This is a genomic window from Longinema margulisiae (assembly GCF_025266855.1).
Taxonomy (GTDB): Bacteria; Spirochaetota; Brevinematia; order Brevinematales; family Thermospiraceae; genus Thermospira.
The window spans coordinates 2,133,650-2,149,903 of record NZ_CP053071.1; the positions used below are offsets into that span (position 1 = coordinate 2,133,650).

The window sequence follows — 16,254 nt, forward strand, 5'->3', positions numbered from 1 at the left end:
TATGAAAAAGGGGATGCTGTTTTTCTATCTTTCTGTTTTGGTGCATATTTACGGCTTTTTGGTAGTGGGCTGGTGGCTTGATCCCGACGTGATTGCTCTTTTGAAGCATCCACGCTCTTCGGTTCCTGAAGAGGTGGTGGTGGAAAATATCCTGATAGACAATCCTCATGCGACCCAGGAAAAACCTCTCAGAAAGGCGAAGCTTTCGGATGTAGACTCTCGTTCTCGTGGACCCTTAGCCAGAGAAGAAGAGTACAATAGGCTTCTTCCTCAGGAGATTCAGGGTTCTCTGCTCCCAAAAAAAGGAGAAACTCCTGCTTCTCGATTGGCCATATCATCTTCAGAGATATCCGGACCTTCTCTGTATGATCCGTCGAGAAAACCTCTGGTACGGATGTCCACCAGTGGACAGATAGCCCTTGAGAGTGAGGCGGTGGACTATGCTCCTTATTTCAAGCATATTCAACAAACAGTGGCCAGTAATTGGCAGTATTATTTTCCCGTCTTTCAGTATTATCGAGGGATTATGGCCGATGGTGTGGTGACGGTAACCTTTGAGCTTGACAATGAGGGAAATCTCCGAAATGTGCGTCTCACAAGGGATTTTGGTTATGAGTCTCTCAATGAGGCATCACTTCGAGCCATTTTGCATACCTCGAATTATGGACCTCTTCCGGAGAAACTCCGTTCAGAGGATGGTATCACCGTTGAATTTCATTTTATTTATATTCGTCCTTAACGGTATCTGATGAAAGATTGTTTTGATAATTTTTCAAACGGGAGAGCACTTCATCAACAGCACTCGGAGGAATACCAAGAGAGATAAGTTCCTCAGCAGAAAAATCAAGCGAAGGGTGTGAAGCCAACTTTTGCGTAAGTATTTTTTTTCTCTTGGGACCTATCCCAGGGATACCATCAAAAAGGGAGGAGAGAAGACTTTTTTCTTTGAGGCGGTTGTAAAAACTATTGGCAAAGCGGTGTGTTTCATCTCTCACTCTCTGAAGCACGTGAAGGGCGGGAGAATTCTTTGGGAGGAGAAGAGGGACATCAGAGTAGGGGGTGTAAATCTCCTCATTTTTCTTGGCTAAAGCAATAACATTCAGAGAAATACCAAGCTCTGCCAGGGCAGAGAGCGCAGCGTTGAGTTGACCCTTTCCGCCGTCGATGAGCACAAGATCGGGAAGTTCTTTCTTTTCTTCGAGGAGGCGTTTGTATCGTCGAAAAACCGCCTCATGGATCATGGCGAAGTCGTCAGGGGTAGCTTTGGTGCGAATCTTGTAGTGGCGGTAATTACTCTTGTCTGGTTTTCCTCCGTAGAAGGAGACGAGAGAGGCTACCGCCTGTTGACCCAAGAGGTTGGCTATGTCAAAGCCCTCAATGCGTATGGGAAGGACATCGAGATCTAAAACTTCCTGGAGTTCATATAGAGCCTGAGAACTTTCAATGCGAGAAAGGAGTTGCATGAGGTGAAGGTGAGCATTTTCTTTGGCAAGGTGGAGGAGAGATTTTTCTTCTCGGGAGGAGGCAAGGGAGATGGAGATGTGTTTTCCTTCCGAAACAAGGTAGTTTTCAAGCCTTGCTACGAGGTTTTGCCATCGAGAATCAAGCACAAGGGAAGGGGGAGTACTTTCAGCAAGATACCCGATGAGAAACTGTTCAAGGATTTCCTCTTCGTTCTGGTCAATGATATCACTGCTGTAGCTTTTTTTTCCTATCATTTTGCCTTCACGAACAAGGGTCACAAGAGCCACCGCTTTGCTCTGGGCAATAGCGATTTCTACAAAATCGGCATTGAGGTTTTTGTCAAGATAGACAGATTGGGTTTCTTCGAAGTTTCGGATAATCTGAATCTGTTCTTTGTAGAGTTGAGCCTTTTCAAAAAGGAGGTTTTTTGAGGCTTCGTACATTTTCGCTTCAAACTCTTTGATGAGTTTCTGGTATTCTCCCTGGAGAAAACGAAGAGCGTTTTGCACCTGTTCCTGGTACTCTTCTATCGTCACCTTCTGGATACAGGGAGCGCTACACCGGTGGATATGGTAGTTGAGGCATTCTCTTTTTGGGAGTTCACGGCAGGTGCGGATTTTGAAAAGCCTCTGGATGATATCAATGTATTCTCTCACCATAGCCGCGCTGGTGTAGGGCCCAAAATAGAGGCTTTCGTCTTTTTTCTGGTCTCTTGCAAAGACCACCCGGGGAAATTTCTCCTGAATGGTGATTTTGATGTAGGGGTAAAACTTGTTATCCTTGAAAACCACATTGTATTTTGGTTGATGGTGTTTGATGAGATTGGCTTCGAGAAGAAGGGCTTCGGTCTCATTCTGGGTGATGATATAATCTATTTCATGGATCTGGGAGACCATCGTGGCGGTTTTGATGGTTTTTTCTTCTTTCTGGAAGTAGGAAGAAACACGCTTCCGGAGATTGATGGCCTTGCCTATGTAGATAATGGTATTCTCCCTATCCTTCATGAGGTACACCCCTGGAAGTTCTGGGAGATTGCGGATATCAGAAGGGCTAATGGCCTGAAACGATGAAAAAGGGGAAGAATTCTCCATGGTGTTCTCCTTTCTTTAAGATACCATAAAAGAGGAGGGTTGTCAAGAAAGACTACAAAAGAGACCCTTGCACATTCGTGCAAAGGTCTCGAAAAGAAGCTTGTCGTTCCACATTCATAAAGAATGGTTATCTTTACACAAAAAACTGAATACTTGTTCAACCATCTTTCCTCTTTCAGTTTTGGGCTATTTTTTTGTTGCCCATTGTCCTTCTTCCACAAAGCGCTCCCGCGCGGGGCAAAAGGGGCTTCGCCCCTTTTGAAAACCCCACCCCGCCCCTGCGGCGGTTTCTGTGGCCACCGACCTGTCTCCCGTGGTGCGGGCTGGAACAAAAACCTGTAGCCCCGCTCTCTTCTGTAGCCGCCCGGGGACAGCCCTCCCTGTCTGACCCCGGGCTTCCTCGCCACCTCCTGTGGCTCAGCCAGTGGTGAAAAGACGATGGCTTTCATTACCAGCCCGCGGGGCACGTGTCCACTGCAGGGTCTTCTCTCAGGTGACACCGCAGGCAGGGGCGGGGAGGTTGTAGTGGTGTTTCAGCCCCAAGGGGGGCTTTCTGAGACCACAGGGCCCAGGTCTATGACCTTTTTTCAGCTAAAAAACCCATCGGTTAAAGGTTTAACCTCTATCTATACAAACACTACATGTCTCTTGCTATTACCATTTCTCAGCAAAAAAACTCCTCCTAAGCTGAAACATGGTGATAGCAAAGAGCATCCTCTACCCCAGGGAAGAATGAAAAGCCCTATCACCATGTCTCAGCAAAAGCCTCTGCAGCTCCGCTTCGGTGGGCTTGTGGGGAAAAACCAAAGAAGATATCGCCCCGGGTGCCTCCTGCACCCTCACTCCGGAAGGACTTTCTCCTTACGACAAAGGGCATACAACCGCAAAAGCGGCCTGGTGGGGTTACAGAAAAAAAAGGGGGTAGTAAAAGAACGGGCATTCTCTCACCAACCCGCGGGGCTTATCTTCCAGCAGGGGCTTTTTAGATATGGCATCGCGGGAGGGACGAAGGCTATTCCTTTGTTTCAGCAAAGAGCAATGGTTTAGCTGAAACAAGGTAACAGCCACATCTTGCTGTAAGCTTTTCAAGAAAAACTCTTTTTCTTATCAATCATCAGAAAAAACTTTTTTATATTTAAGACCTTTGCACGAATGTGCGAAGGTTTCTCAAAAGTGGTAAAAAAACAAAAAAATAGTATAAAAATGTTCCTTAACGTAATAAATAAAACTATTCCTTTGAACAAAAAAAGACAAATAAGCCCTTGTAAATGGAAAAAGCGGGGTTTCAGGGGCGTAGCCCCTGACCCAGATAGGGGAAGAAAACACCCGTGCAAGGGTCTCATTTTTCTGTTCACATGAAGTGTGAAAATAGGTATTCAGTTTTATATGTTGAGCAACAAGTCTCGAAAAGAAGCTCTTGCTGTAAAACTCTTCAAAAGGCTCAAGAAATAAAGGGTCAAGTGCCGAAATATACAATACTATCAAAAGAAAAGAGGTAGGCATGCAGGCCAAAAGGATTGTTCTCATTATTTCTTTTTTTCTTGTGGTGGGGCTTTTGTTCGCCGTTGTGTTCATGGCCCGGAATCAAGTGGGTAATTTTGGAAAAGAGTATGATCGGCATGTCTCTACCGAGGTAGAAAAATATGTGGCCTGGTTTACCAATGAGCGAGCCAAGGTATATACGGAGATACGGAGTTTTGCTTCGGATAAGATGGTCAGTGATTTCATTGGTGCTCTCTATGCGGGTGAGGATACCACGTCTTACGCTACCCAGATAGAGGGGGTGATGGGGAAGCTTTCTTTCCTGAAGAAAATTCAGATTCTTGATCCCACAGGGATAGTCCTGTATTCTACCAGAGAAGGGGAGGCGCTGGTCAATCGGTTTGTTCCAGATCTTCTCACCCAGGCTTTGACTTATCAACAAACTTATCGTCAGCCTTTTCTTCGCTTTGTGAGTACCAATGAATTTCTTGTGGCAGAGGCCCTTCAGAGAGAAGAGAAGACCTTTCAGGTGGTCATGTATTATGATGCGGCCAGATTTTCTTCTCCCAAGTACGGGCTGATGGTTCCGTGGGGCAAGACTATTTTAGTGAGTAAGCGACAAAAGGGTCAGCAGGAAGCGGCCAAGATAGTCGAATATGCCAGTGTCGATCCTTCCATTCTTGGGAGAGGGAAAAAGACCATAGGGGGCATGAAAGAAGTGGATGGGATTCAGGTAGTGTATTTCTCTCGTTATGAGAACTATGTCTCTGGGCTCGTGATAGGGATTATTGTTTTTGCTTTTGTTCTGTTATTTTTGATTTTGTACACCTTCTTCCGTTTGTTGCAGGAGGAAAAGCTCTATAAACAGCCACTTACCTTTCGTCAGCATCCCAAGGAGGATCTGAGGAATTTAGTAGAAGATATTGAAGAAGGCTCCTCTCTCTCAAGTGAAGAGGCAAAGAAGGGTATCGAAGAAATGCTCATGTCAGAGGATATTGAGGACCTTACGAGGTCTTCAGTCTTTTCTTTTGCAAGAGGAGAAGAAGCAAAAGAACCCCCTTCTTTTTCTCAGAGGGAGGCCGAGCCTTCGTTAGAAGAGCCTCTCTCTACACCTGAAAGTGAAGAGTTCACTCCCCTTGAAGAGACCTCTTTGTCTGAACCACCTCTTGTGGAACCATCGTTTGAAGAGATGGAGAAAGAATTTGTCCCTGAAAAGCCAGAAGAGGGGCTTCTCTCAGCAGAGGAAGAGGTTTTCTCCGGTGCTCCTTCTCTCAGTGGGGTAAGTGAGGGGGTTTTCCAGCCGGATGAGGCCACCCAGCTCTTTGCTGAACAGGATCGGCTTCTCGATGAGCTGGTAGAAGAAGAAAGGGTTCCCTCTCACACAAAGGAAGAAGATCTCTTCCTTGAACCGTCTTTTGCTACGGAAGAGGAAAAGCCGTCCTCACCTGAGGAAATGGTACTTGAGCCGGAATTTATGAGTGGCGAGAGAGGGGAAACGGAAGCTTTGGTGACAGGTGAGATACCAGAGGTCTCTCTTGAGGATATTCAGTTTGAAAAGCCTTCAGAAGCTATAGAAGATTTAGGTGTGGTGAGCGAAGAACCTCTTTCCCTTGAGGTGGAACCGGAGGTCCTTCCCCTTGGAGAGGAAGAGGTGAGAGGAGAGGAAAAGGCTGAAACAGTTTCTGGGATGGAGAGTGAAGACGTAGGTTCTCCCTTTTCTCAAGAGGTTACCGAAGGAGAATCCCCTCTTTCTGATATCTCTATGGAAGAGATAAACTTAGATACTATCGAAATGCCAGAGATTTCTTTAGAAGAGGTCCCGGTGAGTGAAGAAGCAGGCAAGAGAGAAGAAATGGCCCAGGAAGATATGGTGGCGGAGAGTCTTCTTCAGGAGATCCCTGAGCCTTCTCTGGAAGAAGAAGCAGAGGATGAGGTCATAGCCCTCAATATGGATGAACTTTCCGCTATTCCTGTAGAGGAGACAGAAACTCCTGCTCTACAGGAAACAATGGAGAAGGAAATGAATGTTTCAGAACCAGAGCAGAAGGTGGTGATGTTTGGTGAGGAACTCCATGAGGACTTGGCCAAACTCCTCAGTGAACCACCAAAACGTATCAGCACCATTCATGATGTTCCCAGTTATGCGAAAGCGGCACATGATATTGCCAAAACGGCATTGGGGATGAATCGGGTTTGTGTTCTTGAAAAGCGGGGAGAGAAGTTTGAAAATGTGATGCAGGATGGGTTTACTGTGTCGCTGGGGCTTTCTACCAGTGATCCTCTCTACAAAAAGGTTCTCTCTCAGCATAAGTCTCTTGATATTCAGCAGAATTTAGACAAGGCTTCGTATCTGAAGCAATGGTTCAAAGATGGGGAACTCCAGAACCTTGAGGAGCTTTTTATCACTCCTGTGATTAAGGGAGGAGAGGTCGTGGGTATCGGCATCTATGGGCGGGAAAAGGGAACTACCGAACCAACCGATCTTCAGAAATCAGAATTGTACAACATAGGATTTTTGCAGGAAGTGGAGTAAAACATGGGCAAATCATCCTATTCTCACGAAGAGATGCAAAACATGCTGAGAGAATGGTTCTCCCATTCTGAAGAGGCGGCAAGCGTACTCAAGGCGATGGGTCATCCCATGCGTATTTTGATGCTCCAGATTCTCAGTCAATCTCAATGCAATGTCACGAGCATTGAAAAGGCTTTGGGTATGTCCCAGTCCTCGGTTTCCCAGCATCTTCGTGTTTTGCGTCTTGCCGGTCTTATTGAACCGGTGCGAGATGGAAAGGAGATCTGTTATCATATCATTGATGAAAGAGTGAAAAAAATTTTGGATATTTTTTATTCTCAATAGTGGCTTTTCTTTGAAGGGAATGGATTTTGTCTATGAATATCCGGCTTGATATAGCCTATGATGGTTCTTCTTTTTTTGGGTGGCAACGTCAAAAAGACAAACCCTCTGTGCAGGCTGCTTTGGAGGAGGCTCTCTCTCAACTTCTTGGGGAAACTATCAGGGTAGCAGGAAGTGGAAGAACAGATGCAGGGGCACACGCTTTTTGTTATACGACGAATTTTCATTGTGGAAAACTTCCCTTTCCTGTTGAGGTTTTGCCAAGGGTTCTTCTTTCGTATCTTCCTTCTTCCATTGTTCCTCTCCGGGCTATGGAGGTAGAGGAGAGGTTTCATGCCCGCTTCAGTGCCATGGCAAGGGAGTATGTCTATGTAGTATGGAAAGGGAAAACACTTCTCCCTTTTTTTCGTTCGTATGTGTACTGGATGCCAGAGGCTTATGAGAGGCAAAGGCTTGAGGAGGTTTGTTCCCTTTTTGTTGGGGAGCATAACTTTCGTTTGTTCTGCTATGGCTATGGGAGAGAGGAGAAAGAAGTCAATTTTTGTCGAACGATAGAATATTTTCGCTTTATGGAAAAAGACCAGTGGCTTGTTTTTTTTATCAAAGGGAACGGTTTTCTTCGAGGGATGATTCGTACCCTTGTGGGAGTGAGTTTACAGGTTGGAATAGGAACGCTTGCCTGCGGCGAGGTTTTTCGTGCGCTTCAAGGAGAAAAAGATATTCCCCAACCACTCAAAAAAGCCGTCCCTGCAGCCGGGCTTTATTTCAAGAGAGCCTACTATTCAGTATCCCATAAATTTGATGAGAAGATAGAAAACGGGGGCGGAGAAGAGGACTGAATCAAACCGGTCAAAAAATCCCCCATGACCGGGAAGAAGGCTTCCTGAATCCTTGGAGCGAGACCATCGCTTGATGGTGGATTCGGCTAAGTCCCCGATACTTCCTGAGAGGGCCAACAGAAAACCCATGAGAAGGAATTGAACGAGAGAAAAGTTGGTTGGGGTATGAAGCCATCTCTGGAGAAAGAAGCACACCACAGCAAAGAGAATCGTGACACTGAAAACCCCTACATACCCTTCAATGGTCTTATTGGGACTTGAGAGAAAGGAAAGCTTGTGCTTACCCAAGAATTTTCCTACAAAAAATCCACCGGCATCCCCGATCCAGGTGAGAAAAAGAGCCAAAAAGAGCATCCAGCCCGTTCTATCCTGAGCCTTGACTAAAATCAGGAAAGGAAAAAAGATACCAGTGAGAATATACATCACCAAAGACATCCCTACATTGGTTGTCGATGCCTCAAAAGACCCCTGGAACGATTCGGAAAAGAAAATAATCAGGAAAAAGACAGTGAGTAAAAGGATTTGAATGACATAGAAGTACCCAATATCATAGATCTGAAGACTGAAAAGATAGTAAGAAAGATTACTCATAGTCACGAAGAGAGAGTTTGTCCAGAGATAAAAGTGAAATCCCCTCTTTTCCAAAAGGGATGAAACCTCATAGTTGATCAGCAAAGCTACCGAAAGAAACGCAAGAAAAAAGAGAAAATTGTTCCAGAAGCTGGTAAAAACAAAAAAAGCCCCAATAGGTACGAGCACAAGGGCAACCATGAGTCTTTCGCGCATAGGCTACTCCTTTGGATCAATTTTTCCGAAACGTCGCTTTCGCTTTTGGTAATCAAAAAGCGCGGCACAAAAATCCTTCGGACGAAAGTCCGGCCATAATTTTCGAGAGAAGTATAACTCAGCATAGGCGCTTTGCCAGAGAAGAAAATTGCTGATGCGTTGTTCTCCACTGGTGCGTATTAACAGGTCAACCGGTGGGATGTCCGGGGAATAAAGAAACTGTTCAAAAGAGTTTTCTGAAAGGTTTTCAAGAGAAAACTGGTTGTTTTGAATGGCGACTACCAGTTTCTTTGCGGCATCAACAATTTCTCTTTTTCCACCGTAGTTGAAGACAATATTGAAAACATACTTTCCCTTCCTGGTACTTTCTATAGCGTGCTGAAATTTTCGTATGAGTTCAGGGGAAAGACCGTCAAAAGTCCCGGTGTAACAAAAACGGATGTTTTTTTCTCGCATGGAATCTACATACTCGTCGATAACCCGCCCCGCCATGGTCATGAGAAATTCCACCTCTTCGGGAGGACGTTGCCAGTTCTCTGTGGAGAAGGCATAGGCACTGATGTAGGGAATTTTGAGATTTTCATTGAACTCAATAATAGTTTTGAGAACCTCATAGCCCTTTTTGTGTCCTTCATTGCGGGGAAGAAACCTTTGACGGGCCCACCGCCCGTTACCATCCATGATGAAGGCAACGTGGCGGGGGAGTCGTGCGGGGTCTAAGGAATAGCCAAAAAATTTCATACAGGTTTATATTTCCATAATCTCTTTGGATTTCTTTTCTACCAGTTCGTCAATGCGTTTGATGTGATCGTCAGTGATCTTCTGGATGGCTTCAAGTTCTCTTCGTTCGTCATCTTCGCTAATGTGTCCACCTTTCACGAGTTCTTTGATATGATTATTGATATCCCGACGTTCGTTGCGGATGGTGACTTTTATCTCTTCTCCCATTTCTTTCACTTTTTTGACAAGGGCTTTTTTGGATTCTTCGGTGAGAGGGGGAATAGCTACACGAAGGACTTTTCCATCGTTGACCACGGTGAAACCAAGATTGGCATCATTGATGCCTTTTTCAATGTTTTTGAGAATGCTCTTGTCCCATGCGTCTATAACAATGGTATGGGCATCAGGGGTGCTCAGAGAAGCGGCCTGTCTGATGGGCGTGGGTGTGCCGTAATATTCAAAGCGAATATCCTCAACCATCCCAATACTGGCCCGTCCTGTTTTGACATGCTTGAGTTCCTCCATAAAGTGCGCTAAGGCCTTATCCATTCGTTCTTTGGCTTCTTTTTTGAATTTTTCAAAGGCTTCTATCATACCTTCCTCCTTGGTAGTGCTTTTTGTCTCCTTTTATTATAGGTGAAGGGGGATGAATTTTCAACAAATGGAGGGATTTTTCTTTTTTCGACTTGGAAAGAATCTTTACTGAGACCTTTGCACGAATGTGCGAAGGTCTCAAAAAAGTAGTAAAAAACAAAAAATAGTATAAAAATGTTCCTTAACGTAATAAATAAAGCTATTCCTTTGGACAAAAAAAGACAAATAAACCCTTGTAAATGGAAAAAGCGGGGTTTCAGGGGCGTAGCCCCTGACCCAGATAGGGGAAGAAAACACCCGTGCAAGGGTCTCTTACTATATTTTTTTTCTTTCCTGTGCTATAATATACACTCACAAAACCACTAAGGGAGGCACCTATGATACCAACGAAGAAATATGAAGCGGGGCAGTATATTATTCGGGAAGAGGATACGGACAAAACGATGTATATCATTATGGAGGGGAGGGTGCGAGTGGAGGCAAAAGATCCAGCTTCCGGCGAGGTAGTCTCACTGGCGGAATTAGGGCCAAAGGACTTTTTTGGTGAGACAGCCCTTCTTCTTGATCAGCCAAGAAATGCCAGTGTGGTGGCTCTCACTCCGGTAGAGGTGTATCCTATTTCCAGTAAAGAAATGCTAGCTGATTATGTGGAGATTCATCCCCAGTTTGCGATGAGGATGATTATGATTATGGCGAAGCGGGTAGATCAGATGAAAGAGGCGTATCTCAAAACCTATGGATATCTTCAGTATGCCAAGCAAATTTTAACCTCTCTTCATCAAAAAGGAGAGTAAAAAAGATTGCAAGAAGTAAAAAAAGGGTGTATAATATCTCAGCCACAGAGAGGAGGAGTTGTATGAAGTATGAACTTTCTGAGTACAATGGCAAAACACTTTTGAAGATCAAAGAAAACCTGGTGACGGATCCTGATGCCAGGGAGTTCAAAGAGGTGTTGACCAACCTCATAGATAGCGGGAAAAAGGAGATCATTATAGATTTTACTGATATGGTGTTTATTGGGAGTAGTGGCATTGGTAAACTTCTCTTAGCCTACAAGAGACTTGATGATATGGGGGGCAAACTCTACGTCACAGGTCTCAACAAGGATATCAAAGACCTCTTTATTACCTTTCGCTTAAATGAGTTTTTCCAGATTGTTGATGATTTGAGTCAGATTAAGTAATTCCATGTCACTTGTATTGTGGATAGGAATTGGGGCAGCCTTGGGTGGCCTTGCCACTTTGGGAGTGATACGGTTTTTTTTCTCACAGGAGAAGGGGGAGGATAGTTTCTGGTTAGCCAGAATTCTTAATCTCTATAGACGGGATGTGTCTATTCCGCAGGCCAGCGAGAATCGTGAGGAAATTCTTCAGTTTTTTCAAAGGGTGATGGGATTTCAGTCCTATGAGTTGTTGAGACTTACGTCTGAAGAGGTTCTGGATGTCAGGCGTTCGGTAGAACTCTCTTTCTCTGGTCTTGCCCCTTTTCTCTCAGAGATTTCTTCCTCTATCTATTATCAGCCTGTGGTTTTGTACGATATTGGGCCACTTTCTTCTCTTTTGGCACCAGCGTATTCTTCCCGTTCTCATGTGGTCTGGGTGTATGTTTTGCCACTTTATCCCTTTGAGGTGAAATATTTTCTTCTCCTTGTGATGCCAAAGCATGTGCCTGGGAAAAAACAATCTTCTGTGGCAATGTTTCTCATGAGGCAACTGTTTTTGAATCTCTATCTTGAAGAGGAAACCAAAAGATATCGTGAGAGCCAGGAGTTTTTGTTCAGTGTTTTTAATAAAAATCCTGTGGGTCTTGGGTTAACCAATAAGGAAGGGGTTATTCGGAAGTACAACCGGGAATTCTTTGATATTGCTGGAGAGATCAAGCGAATTCAGTTTCTGATAGGGGAGGAACAATTTGAGTTTTTGAAGAGAAATCAATATCTGGATACGTTGAAAAACTATAAGGAATTGTACCTTCATATCAAAGGTGCTCCGCTTTATGATGATACGGGAAATGTAAGAGGGTATATTTTTTCGGTTATCAATGAGACCAAAAGCTATCTTCTCAGTCAAAAGATTTCCCAGAGTGAGGAACAGTTTCGTCAACTTTTTCAGCAACTCCCTGTGGGGCTTGTTATCTTTGAACCAACAGGCAAAATTTATCTTGTCAATGAGGCGTTTTTGTTTTTGGTGAATGTGTACAATGAAAATGAGGTGTATCAGAAAAATATTCGGGATATTCTGAATATCAGTGAGACAGATTTTCGAAATATTCTTCAGCAGGTGCAGAGAAATCCTCTTTTGTATTTTCGTTTGGGGATTCGTCCTGAGTATGGAAACAGGGTTTTTTCTGTTCATATACGACCGCTCTTTTTGGGAGAAAAGGAGGTATTGCAGGCTACCCTTGAGGATGTGAGTCTTGAGAATGAACTCTATCGTCAGCTTGATGAGAAGTCCCGTCGTGTAGAAGAAGAACTCATGACAGCCAAGAGGGTATGGGAGCATATCCTGACAGTCCCCACCATTTATAATTCTCGTATTCGGTTTGAGTTTTTTTCTCGACCGTCTTCTCATTTAGGGGGGGATTTCTATGATCTTTTTGCCATAGATGATAATCATATCGGTGTCGTGGTTGCAGACGTGTCGGGTCATGGGGTTTCTGCTGCTCTTATTACTTCTATGCTCAAGATTTATTTTGAATTCAATCCCAAGGACCCACACAAAATTTCCGATGTGCTACGATATTTGCACTATATTCTCTCCAAGGTGCTTCCCCCGGATCAGTTTGTGACGCTTTTTTATGGGGTGATTGATACACAAACCTATTCGATCACCTATATCAACTGTGGAAATCCCAAACCCCTCTATGTTTCCTATCCCAAGAAGAAGATTGGTTTTCTTGAGGGAATGGCTCCTCCCTTAGGAAGTGCTCATTCGGTGGTGTTTTCGGATTATATTCGGACGGAGAAATTAGGAGAGAATACGCGTCTTCTTTTTTATACAGATGGGCTTTTTGTTTTTCGCAATGAAAAAGGGTTCTTCAATCAGGAGGGACTTCTTGAACTTTTCTCCCGTTATGCAGAAAATCAGATCAGGCGTGTGCTTCCGGATATCTATGATACTCTCTTGAAATCCTATGTACCCCTGACGGAGGATGATGCGACCATGGTGATGATTGTGCTTGAACCACCGCTTCGTACCAAGCAATATCTCTCTCTTCCCTCTAACGTCCTGGAAATTGATCACGCTATTGTGAAAATTCAGGCGAATATCCAGGCTGTGGTGGATCTCAATGATGATGAAAGGTGGCGGCTCTATACGGCCTTGTATGAGGCACTTATCAACGCTGTAGAACATGGCAACAGATTTGATGCCCAGAAGCGGGTTCATGTTTTCTATCGGATTCTTTCTCAGGCCATTGTGATCAAGGTGAGAGACGAAGGCAAGGGCTTTGTCCCGGAGGATGTGCCCGATCCCCTCAGCAAGGAAAATCTTTTGAAACCCTCGGGACGGGGGATTTTTATGATGAAGAAACTGATGGACCGTGTCAAGTACAACCGAACAGGCAATGAGGTAGTGATGCTTATGCGTTTTGAAAAACCTGTGTGTGAGGAAGAGAAGTGATTTATCATACGCCTATCATGGTTGAAGAGGTGATACGGTTTTTTACCCCGTGTGCGGGGGGGGTGTTTGTGGATGCTACCTGTGGGGAAGGGGGGCATAGTGAGGCAATAGCCTCTCGCCTTGAGTATAAAAGACTCATCTGCATTGACAGAGACCAGGAGATACTGGAGGTGGCCCGAGAGAGGCTTTCTCGTTTTCCACGGGTGAGTTTCTATCATGCCACCTTTGATCAGCTTCCAGAGGTGATCAAAGACGCGGGAGTTGATGGGTGTGATGCCATTTTGGCTGATCTTGGGGTTTCTATGTATCATTTTACCCTTCATGAGAAGACAAAGGGAAGGGGATTCAGTCTGCAGGATGATGAGGGTCTTGATATGCGGCTTGACAAAACGGCGGGTATCACAGCCGCTGAGGTGCTCAATACCTTTTCGCAAAAGGAGATTGCTGATATTCTCTACACCTATGGCGAGGAGTATGATGCCTACAAAATAGCTCGTGCTATTTGCCAGAATCGACCCTTTCGGACGGCCTCTCAATTAGCGAAAGTGGTTCTCAAGGCAAAGAAAAGTCATGGCCACCACAGGATCCACCCTGCTACAAAAACCTTTCAGGCTTTGCGAATTTTTTTGAATAAAGAATTAGAAATTCTCGAAAGTTTTTTACCCTCTGCTGCCGATAATTTATATATCCGTGGTCGTTTAGCGGTGATAACTTTTCACTCGTTAGAAGACAGGATAGTAAAAAGGAGTTTTCAATCACTCGCCAAGGAGGGCAAAGTGAGTATCCTGACCCCAAAGCCTCTTCTTCCCTCGGAAGAAGAGATCGAGAAAAACCGGGCTTCCCGGAGTGCGAAGCTACGGGTGGTGGAGAAGAGTGTATGATACCCCGTGGTGTGAAAGCGCTCCTTGTGTTGTCGGCACTTTTTTTCCTGTTTGTGATAGGTTTTCTTTTGATTGAACAACGCCAGAATGTTCTGGTCACAAAAAGAGAGATCCGGCGTTTTTCTCAGGTTCTTACGTTGACAGAGACCCGTCTTCAGGAACTGATGATGGAAAGGGCAAAAATCTCTTTGCCTTCCTTTTCTTCCGGGGTGAAGGTGACACCGGTAGGATACCGTGATGTGTATCGTGTAGAATTGCCGGGGAAAGTTCCAGAAGAAAAGCCACAAACGTTCTCGAAAGGGATTTTGCAGGTGTGTTTGGATTGGATTCTTGAGAGGTTCCCTTCGGCTAAGATGGAGATTTGACGAAAGAGGTGTTTGGCCGTATACTTAAGGGAGGAGTGAAAAGCGATCATGTGGATAGTGGTTTTCCTTGTGCTTGCAGTGGTGGTAGTTGGCTGGTGGACGGTCTATGCTTATAGAGAAGCCAAACGTGTTCATATTGAACATTTGACCCTTTATACCCGTGATATCAGGACCCCGATTTCTATTATGCATCTTTCTGATTTACATCTTTTCAGGGAGATGAGTCGTTCCCGATTACGTCGTATTGGTGAAGTGATAAAAGAACAGCTTTCTCAGACGGAAGTGGATTTTATTTTTCTGACGGGGGATCTCATTGATAAGAATTCAGGTATTGAAGTTCTTCGGGATGAAATTTTGCCCCTTTTGAAGGCAAAGGGTGGGGTGTATGCTGTTTTGGGGAATCATGATTATTTTGAATATAATGTGCTTCATGTGTTTTCTCCGCTGTTTTTTCTTCATGAGAAAAAGTCTACTGATGTGGAAAGACTACTTGACGTCTTGAAGAAGGGAGGCGTGAGGGTGCTTCGTAATGAGATGCTTTCATTTTCGTATCATGGAAACAACCTCACCTTGATAGGGGTAGATAACTTTCTTCAAGGGAGGTACAGCTGGCCTGATTTGGCTATCCCCGATGATGAGAGTTATAAGATGGTTTTGGCGCATTTTCCCGATGTGATTCATCATATCAAGGGAAGGGTGGATGTGGTTTTTAGTGGTCATACCCATGGTGGCCAGATCACGGTATGGGGGTATCCTCTCACAGCCAAGGCAAAAATACGCCGTCGTGAGGCAAGGGGGGCTTCTGTGCATGATAATACCGTTCTCTATGTCTCCAAAGGAGTTGGAGTGAGTCATTATCTTCCACTGCGTTTTTTTGCCCATCCTGATGTAACCATGGTACGGATAGAGGTGGCCGATGAAAAGAAGTAGAGTGTTTTTGTGTCTTTTGTTTATTTTGGCGGGGTCTCTCTATGCTCAATCGGCGGAGCTTTCTTTGGCTTCGCAGGCAATCGGGAGGGGAAGATGGGAGAGTGCCCTCTCTTCTCAAATGAGAGCATTTCATCTGTCGGCGTCAAATTTTCTTATGCGAGTTCAGACGGTTCTTCCTCTTCCGTTAGGTATGGCAAGGCTTGGGATAACGAATAGCTATTATCTGACTCTTTCCCAGGATTTTGTTGATTATGAATACCGAATAATAGCGATGGTAAGCAACGAAAATTTTGTTTCCACTATTACATGGCTTTATAGTGCTTCGCAGAATGAGCGGAGCTACAATTTGATGAAGAGTCTTCCCTATCTTCAGCAAAGTGCCTTGTGGTGGCAGAGCAAAACAAACCAGAATGTGGTCTATACTCTCTGGAGGGAGAAAAACACCTATCACACCATGAGAATTCTTCAAGAAAAAGAGAATACCCTTGAAAAAGGTTTTTGTATCACGATTGAGGTTATTCCCATCAAAAAGGTAAGTTCTTCGGTGATTGAAGATTTTGTCTGGGACTATGTGATGAAAAGTGATTGGAGAGATGTAGAAAGGCTGCTACGATAATAGCCTGTGAAG

Annotated in this window: 15 protein-coding genes; 11 read left to right on the top strand and 4 right to left on the bottom strand. The window is 44.6% G+C overall.

What is annotated here, in order from left to right:
* Position 1: 1 nt before the first annotated feature.
* A complete protein-coding gene (locus BREVNS_RS09525; RefSeq protein WP_483426775.1) occupies positions 2–739 on the top strand; it encodes an energy transducer TonB family protein in 738 nt (245 codons plus the stop codon).
* Here BREVNS_RS09525 and uvrC read toward each other — a convergent pair.
* Positions 720–2,555: an excinuclease ABC subunit UvrC gene (gene uvrC / locus BREVNS_RS09530; protein ID WP_483426776.1), complete on the bottom strand. Its 1,836-nt coding sequence runs from the start codon at positions 2,553–2,555 to the stop codon at positions 720–722. The genes BREVNS_RS09525 and uvrC overlap by 20 nt on opposite strands.
* 1,501 nt (positions 2,556–4,056) lie before the next feature.
* Here uvrC and BREVNS_RS09535 point away from each other — a divergent pair.
* Genes BREVNS_RS09535 through truA form a run of 3 tightly spaced genes read left to right on the top strand, consistent with a single transcriptional unit; the run spans position 4,057 to position 7,730 of the window.
* Positions 4,057–6,570, top strand: a complete 2,514-nt coding sequence (locus BREVNS_RS09535; protein ID WP_483426777.1) for a hypothetical protein — start codon at positions 4,057–4,059, stop codon at positions 6,568–6,570.
* Between the two features lie 3 nt (positions 6,571–6,573).
* The gene (locus BREVNS_RS09540) at positions 6,574–6,894 is read left to right on the top strand and encodes an ArsR/SmtB family transcription factor (RefSeq protein WP_483426778.1); all 321 of its coding nucleotides are present in this window, start codon (positions 6,574–6,576) and stop codon (positions 6,892–6,894) included.
* Positions 6,895–6,926: 32 nt separating this feature from the next.
* Complete coding sequence (gene truA, locus BREVNS_RS09545; RefSeq protein ID WP_483426779.1) at positions 6,927–7,730, top strand: tRNA pseudouridine(38-40) synthase TruA; 804 nt, start codon at positions 6,927–6,929, stop codon at positions 7,728–7,730.
* On the opposite strand, the gene BREVNS_RS09550 is transcribed toward truA, so the two are convergent.
* The 3 genes from BREVNS_RS09550 to frr are packed head-to-tail and all read right to left on the bottom strand — an operon-like array spanning position 7,674 to position 9,830.
* On the bottom strand, positions 7,674–8,516 hold the full coding sequence (locus BREVNS_RS09550; RefSeq protein ID WP_483426780.1) for a phosphatidate cytidylyltransferase: 843 nt from the start codon (positions 8,514–8,516) through the stop codon (positions 7,674–7,676). The two genes, truA and BREVNS_RS09550, sit on opposite strands and share 57 nt — an antisense overlap.
* A gap of 3 nt (positions 8,517–8,519) precedes the next feature.
* Positions 8,520–9,257 carry a polyprenyl diphosphate synthase gene (gene uppS, locus BREVNS_RS09555; protein ID WP_483426781.1) on the bottom strand — a complete coding sequence of 246 codons (738 nt, stop codon included), beginning with the start codon at positions 9,255–9,257 and terminating at the stop codon, positions 8,520–8,522.
* A 6-nt stretch (positions 9,258–9,263) separates the two neighbouring features.
* Positions 9,264–9,830: a ribosome recycling factor gene (frr, locus tag BREVNS_RS09560; protein WP_483426782.1), complete on the bottom strand. Its 567-nt coding sequence runs from the start codon at positions 9,828–9,830 to the stop codon at positions 9,264–9,266.
* 377 nt (positions 9,831–10,207) lie between these two features.
* Here frr and BREVNS_RS09565 point away from each other — a divergent pair, with 377 nt between their 5' ends.
* The 7 genes from BREVNS_RS09565 to BREVNS_RS09595 all read left to right on the top strand — a co-directional run bounded on the left by BREVNS_RS09565 (position 10,208) and on the right by BREVNS_RS09595 (position 16,242).
* The gene (locus BREVNS_RS09565) at positions 10,208–10,624 is read left to right on the top strand and encodes a cyclic nucleotide-binding domain-containing protein (protein WP_483426783.1); all 417 of its coding nucleotides are present in this window, start codon (positions 10,208–10,210) and stop codon (positions 10,622–10,624) included.
* 62 nt (positions 10,625–10,686) lie between these two features.
* A complete protein-coding gene (locus BREVNS_RS09570; RefSeq protein ID WP_483426784.1) occupies positions 10,687–11,013 on the top strand; it encodes an STAS domain-containing protein in 327 nt (108 codons plus the stop codon).
* A gap of 4 nt (positions 11,014–11,017) precedes the next feature.
* Positions 11,018–13,450 (top strand): SpoIIE family protein phosphatase, encoded by a 2,433-nt coding sequence (locus BREVNS_RS09575; protein ID WP_483426785.1) that lies wholly within the window; start codon positions 11,018–11,020, stop codon positions 13,448–13,450.
* Positions 13,447–14,331, top strand: coding sequence for a 16S rRNA (cytosine(1402)-N(4))-methyltransferase RsmH (rsmH, locus tag BREVNS_RS09580; protein ID WP_483426786.1), 885 nt, complete (start codon positions 13,447–13,449; stop codon positions 14,329–14,331). The genes BREVNS_RS09575 and rsmH overlap by 4 nt, the downstream gene beginning before the upstream one ends.
* Positions 14,328–14,696, top strand: coding sequence for a hypothetical protein (locus BREVNS_RS09585; RefSeq protein WP_483426787.1), 369 nt, complete (start codon positions 14,328–14,330; stop codon positions 14,694–14,696). The genes rsmH and BREVNS_RS09585 overlap by 4 nt, the downstream gene beginning before the upstream one ends.
* Positions 14,697–14,744: 48 nt before the next feature.
* Positions 14,745–15,626: a metallophosphoesterase gene (locus tag BREVNS_RS09590; protein WP_483426788.1), complete on the top strand. Its 882-nt coding sequence runs from the start codon at positions 14,745–14,747 to the stop codon at positions 15,624–15,626.
* The gene (locus BREVNS_RS09595; RefSeq protein WP_483426789.1) at positions 15,613–16,242 is read left to right on the top strand and encodes a hypothetical protein; all 630 of its coding nucleotides are present in this window, start codon (positions 15,613–15,615) and stop codon (positions 16,240–16,242) included. The genes BREVNS_RS09590 and BREVNS_RS09595 overlap by 14 nt, the downstream gene beginning before the upstream one ends.
* Positions 16,243–16,254: the final 12 nt, after the last annotated feature.

Excerpts from the sequence above, each read along its gene's own strand:
- BREVNS_RS09565 (WP_483426783.1), top strand. The coding sequence starts at position 10,208 with ATGATACCAACGAAGAAATATGAAGCGGGGCAGTATATTATTCGGGAA.
- uvrC (WP_483426776.1), bottom strand. The coding sequence starts at position 2,555 with ATGGAGAATTCTTCCCCTTTTTCATCGTTTCAGGCCATTAGCCCTTCT.
- BREVNS_RS09570 (WP_483426784.1), top strand. The coding sequence starts at position 10,687 with ATGAAGTATGAACTTTCTGAGTACAATGGCAAAACACTTTTGAAGATC.
- BREVNS_RS09535 (WP_483426777.1), top strand. The coding sequence starts at position 4,057 with ATGCAGGCCAAAAGGATTGTTCTCATTATTTCTTTTTTTCTTGTGGTG.
- uppS (WP_483426781.1), bottom strand. The coding sequence starts at position 9,257 with ATGAAATTTTTTGGCTATTCCTTAGACCCCGCACGACTCCCCCGCCAC.
- frr (WP_483426782.1), bottom strand. The coding sequence starts at position 9,830 with ATGATAGAAGCCTTTGAAAAATTCAAAAAAGAAGCCAAAGAACGAATG.
- BREVNS_RS09575 (WP_483426785.1), top strand. The coding sequence starts at position 11,018 with ATGTCACTTGTATTGTGGATAGGAATTGGGGCAGCCTTGGGTGGCCTT.
- truA (WP_483426779.1), top strand. The coding sequence starts at position 6,927 with ATGAATATCCGGCTTGATATAGCCTATGATGGTTCTTCTTTTTTTGGG.
- BREVNS_RS09595 (WP_483426789.1), top strand. The coding sequence starts at position 15,613 with ATGAAAAGAAGTAGAGTGTTTTTGTGTCTTTTGTTTATTTTGGCGGGG.
- BREVNS_RS09550 (WP_483426780.1), bottom strand. The coding sequence starts at position 8,516 with ATGCGCGAAAGACTCATGGTTGCCCTTGTGCTCGTACCTATTGGGGCT.
- BREVNS_RS09590 (WP_483426788.1), top strand. The coding sequence starts at position 14,745 with ATGTGGATAGTGGTTTTCCTTGTGCTTGCAGTGGTGGTAGTTGGCTGG.
- BREVNS_RS09525 (WP_483426775.1), top strand. The coding sequence starts at position 2 with ATGAAAAAGGGGATGCTGTTTTTCTATCTTTCTGTTTTGGTGCATATT.
- BREVNS_RS09585 (WP_483426787.1), top strand. The coding sequence starts at position 14,328 with ATGATACCCCGTGGTGTGAAAGCGCTCCTTGTGTTGTCGGCACTTTTT.
- BREVNS_RS09540 (WP_483426778.1), top strand. The coding sequence starts at position 6,574 with ATGGGCAAATCATCCTATTCTCACGAAGAGATGCAAAACATGCTGAGA.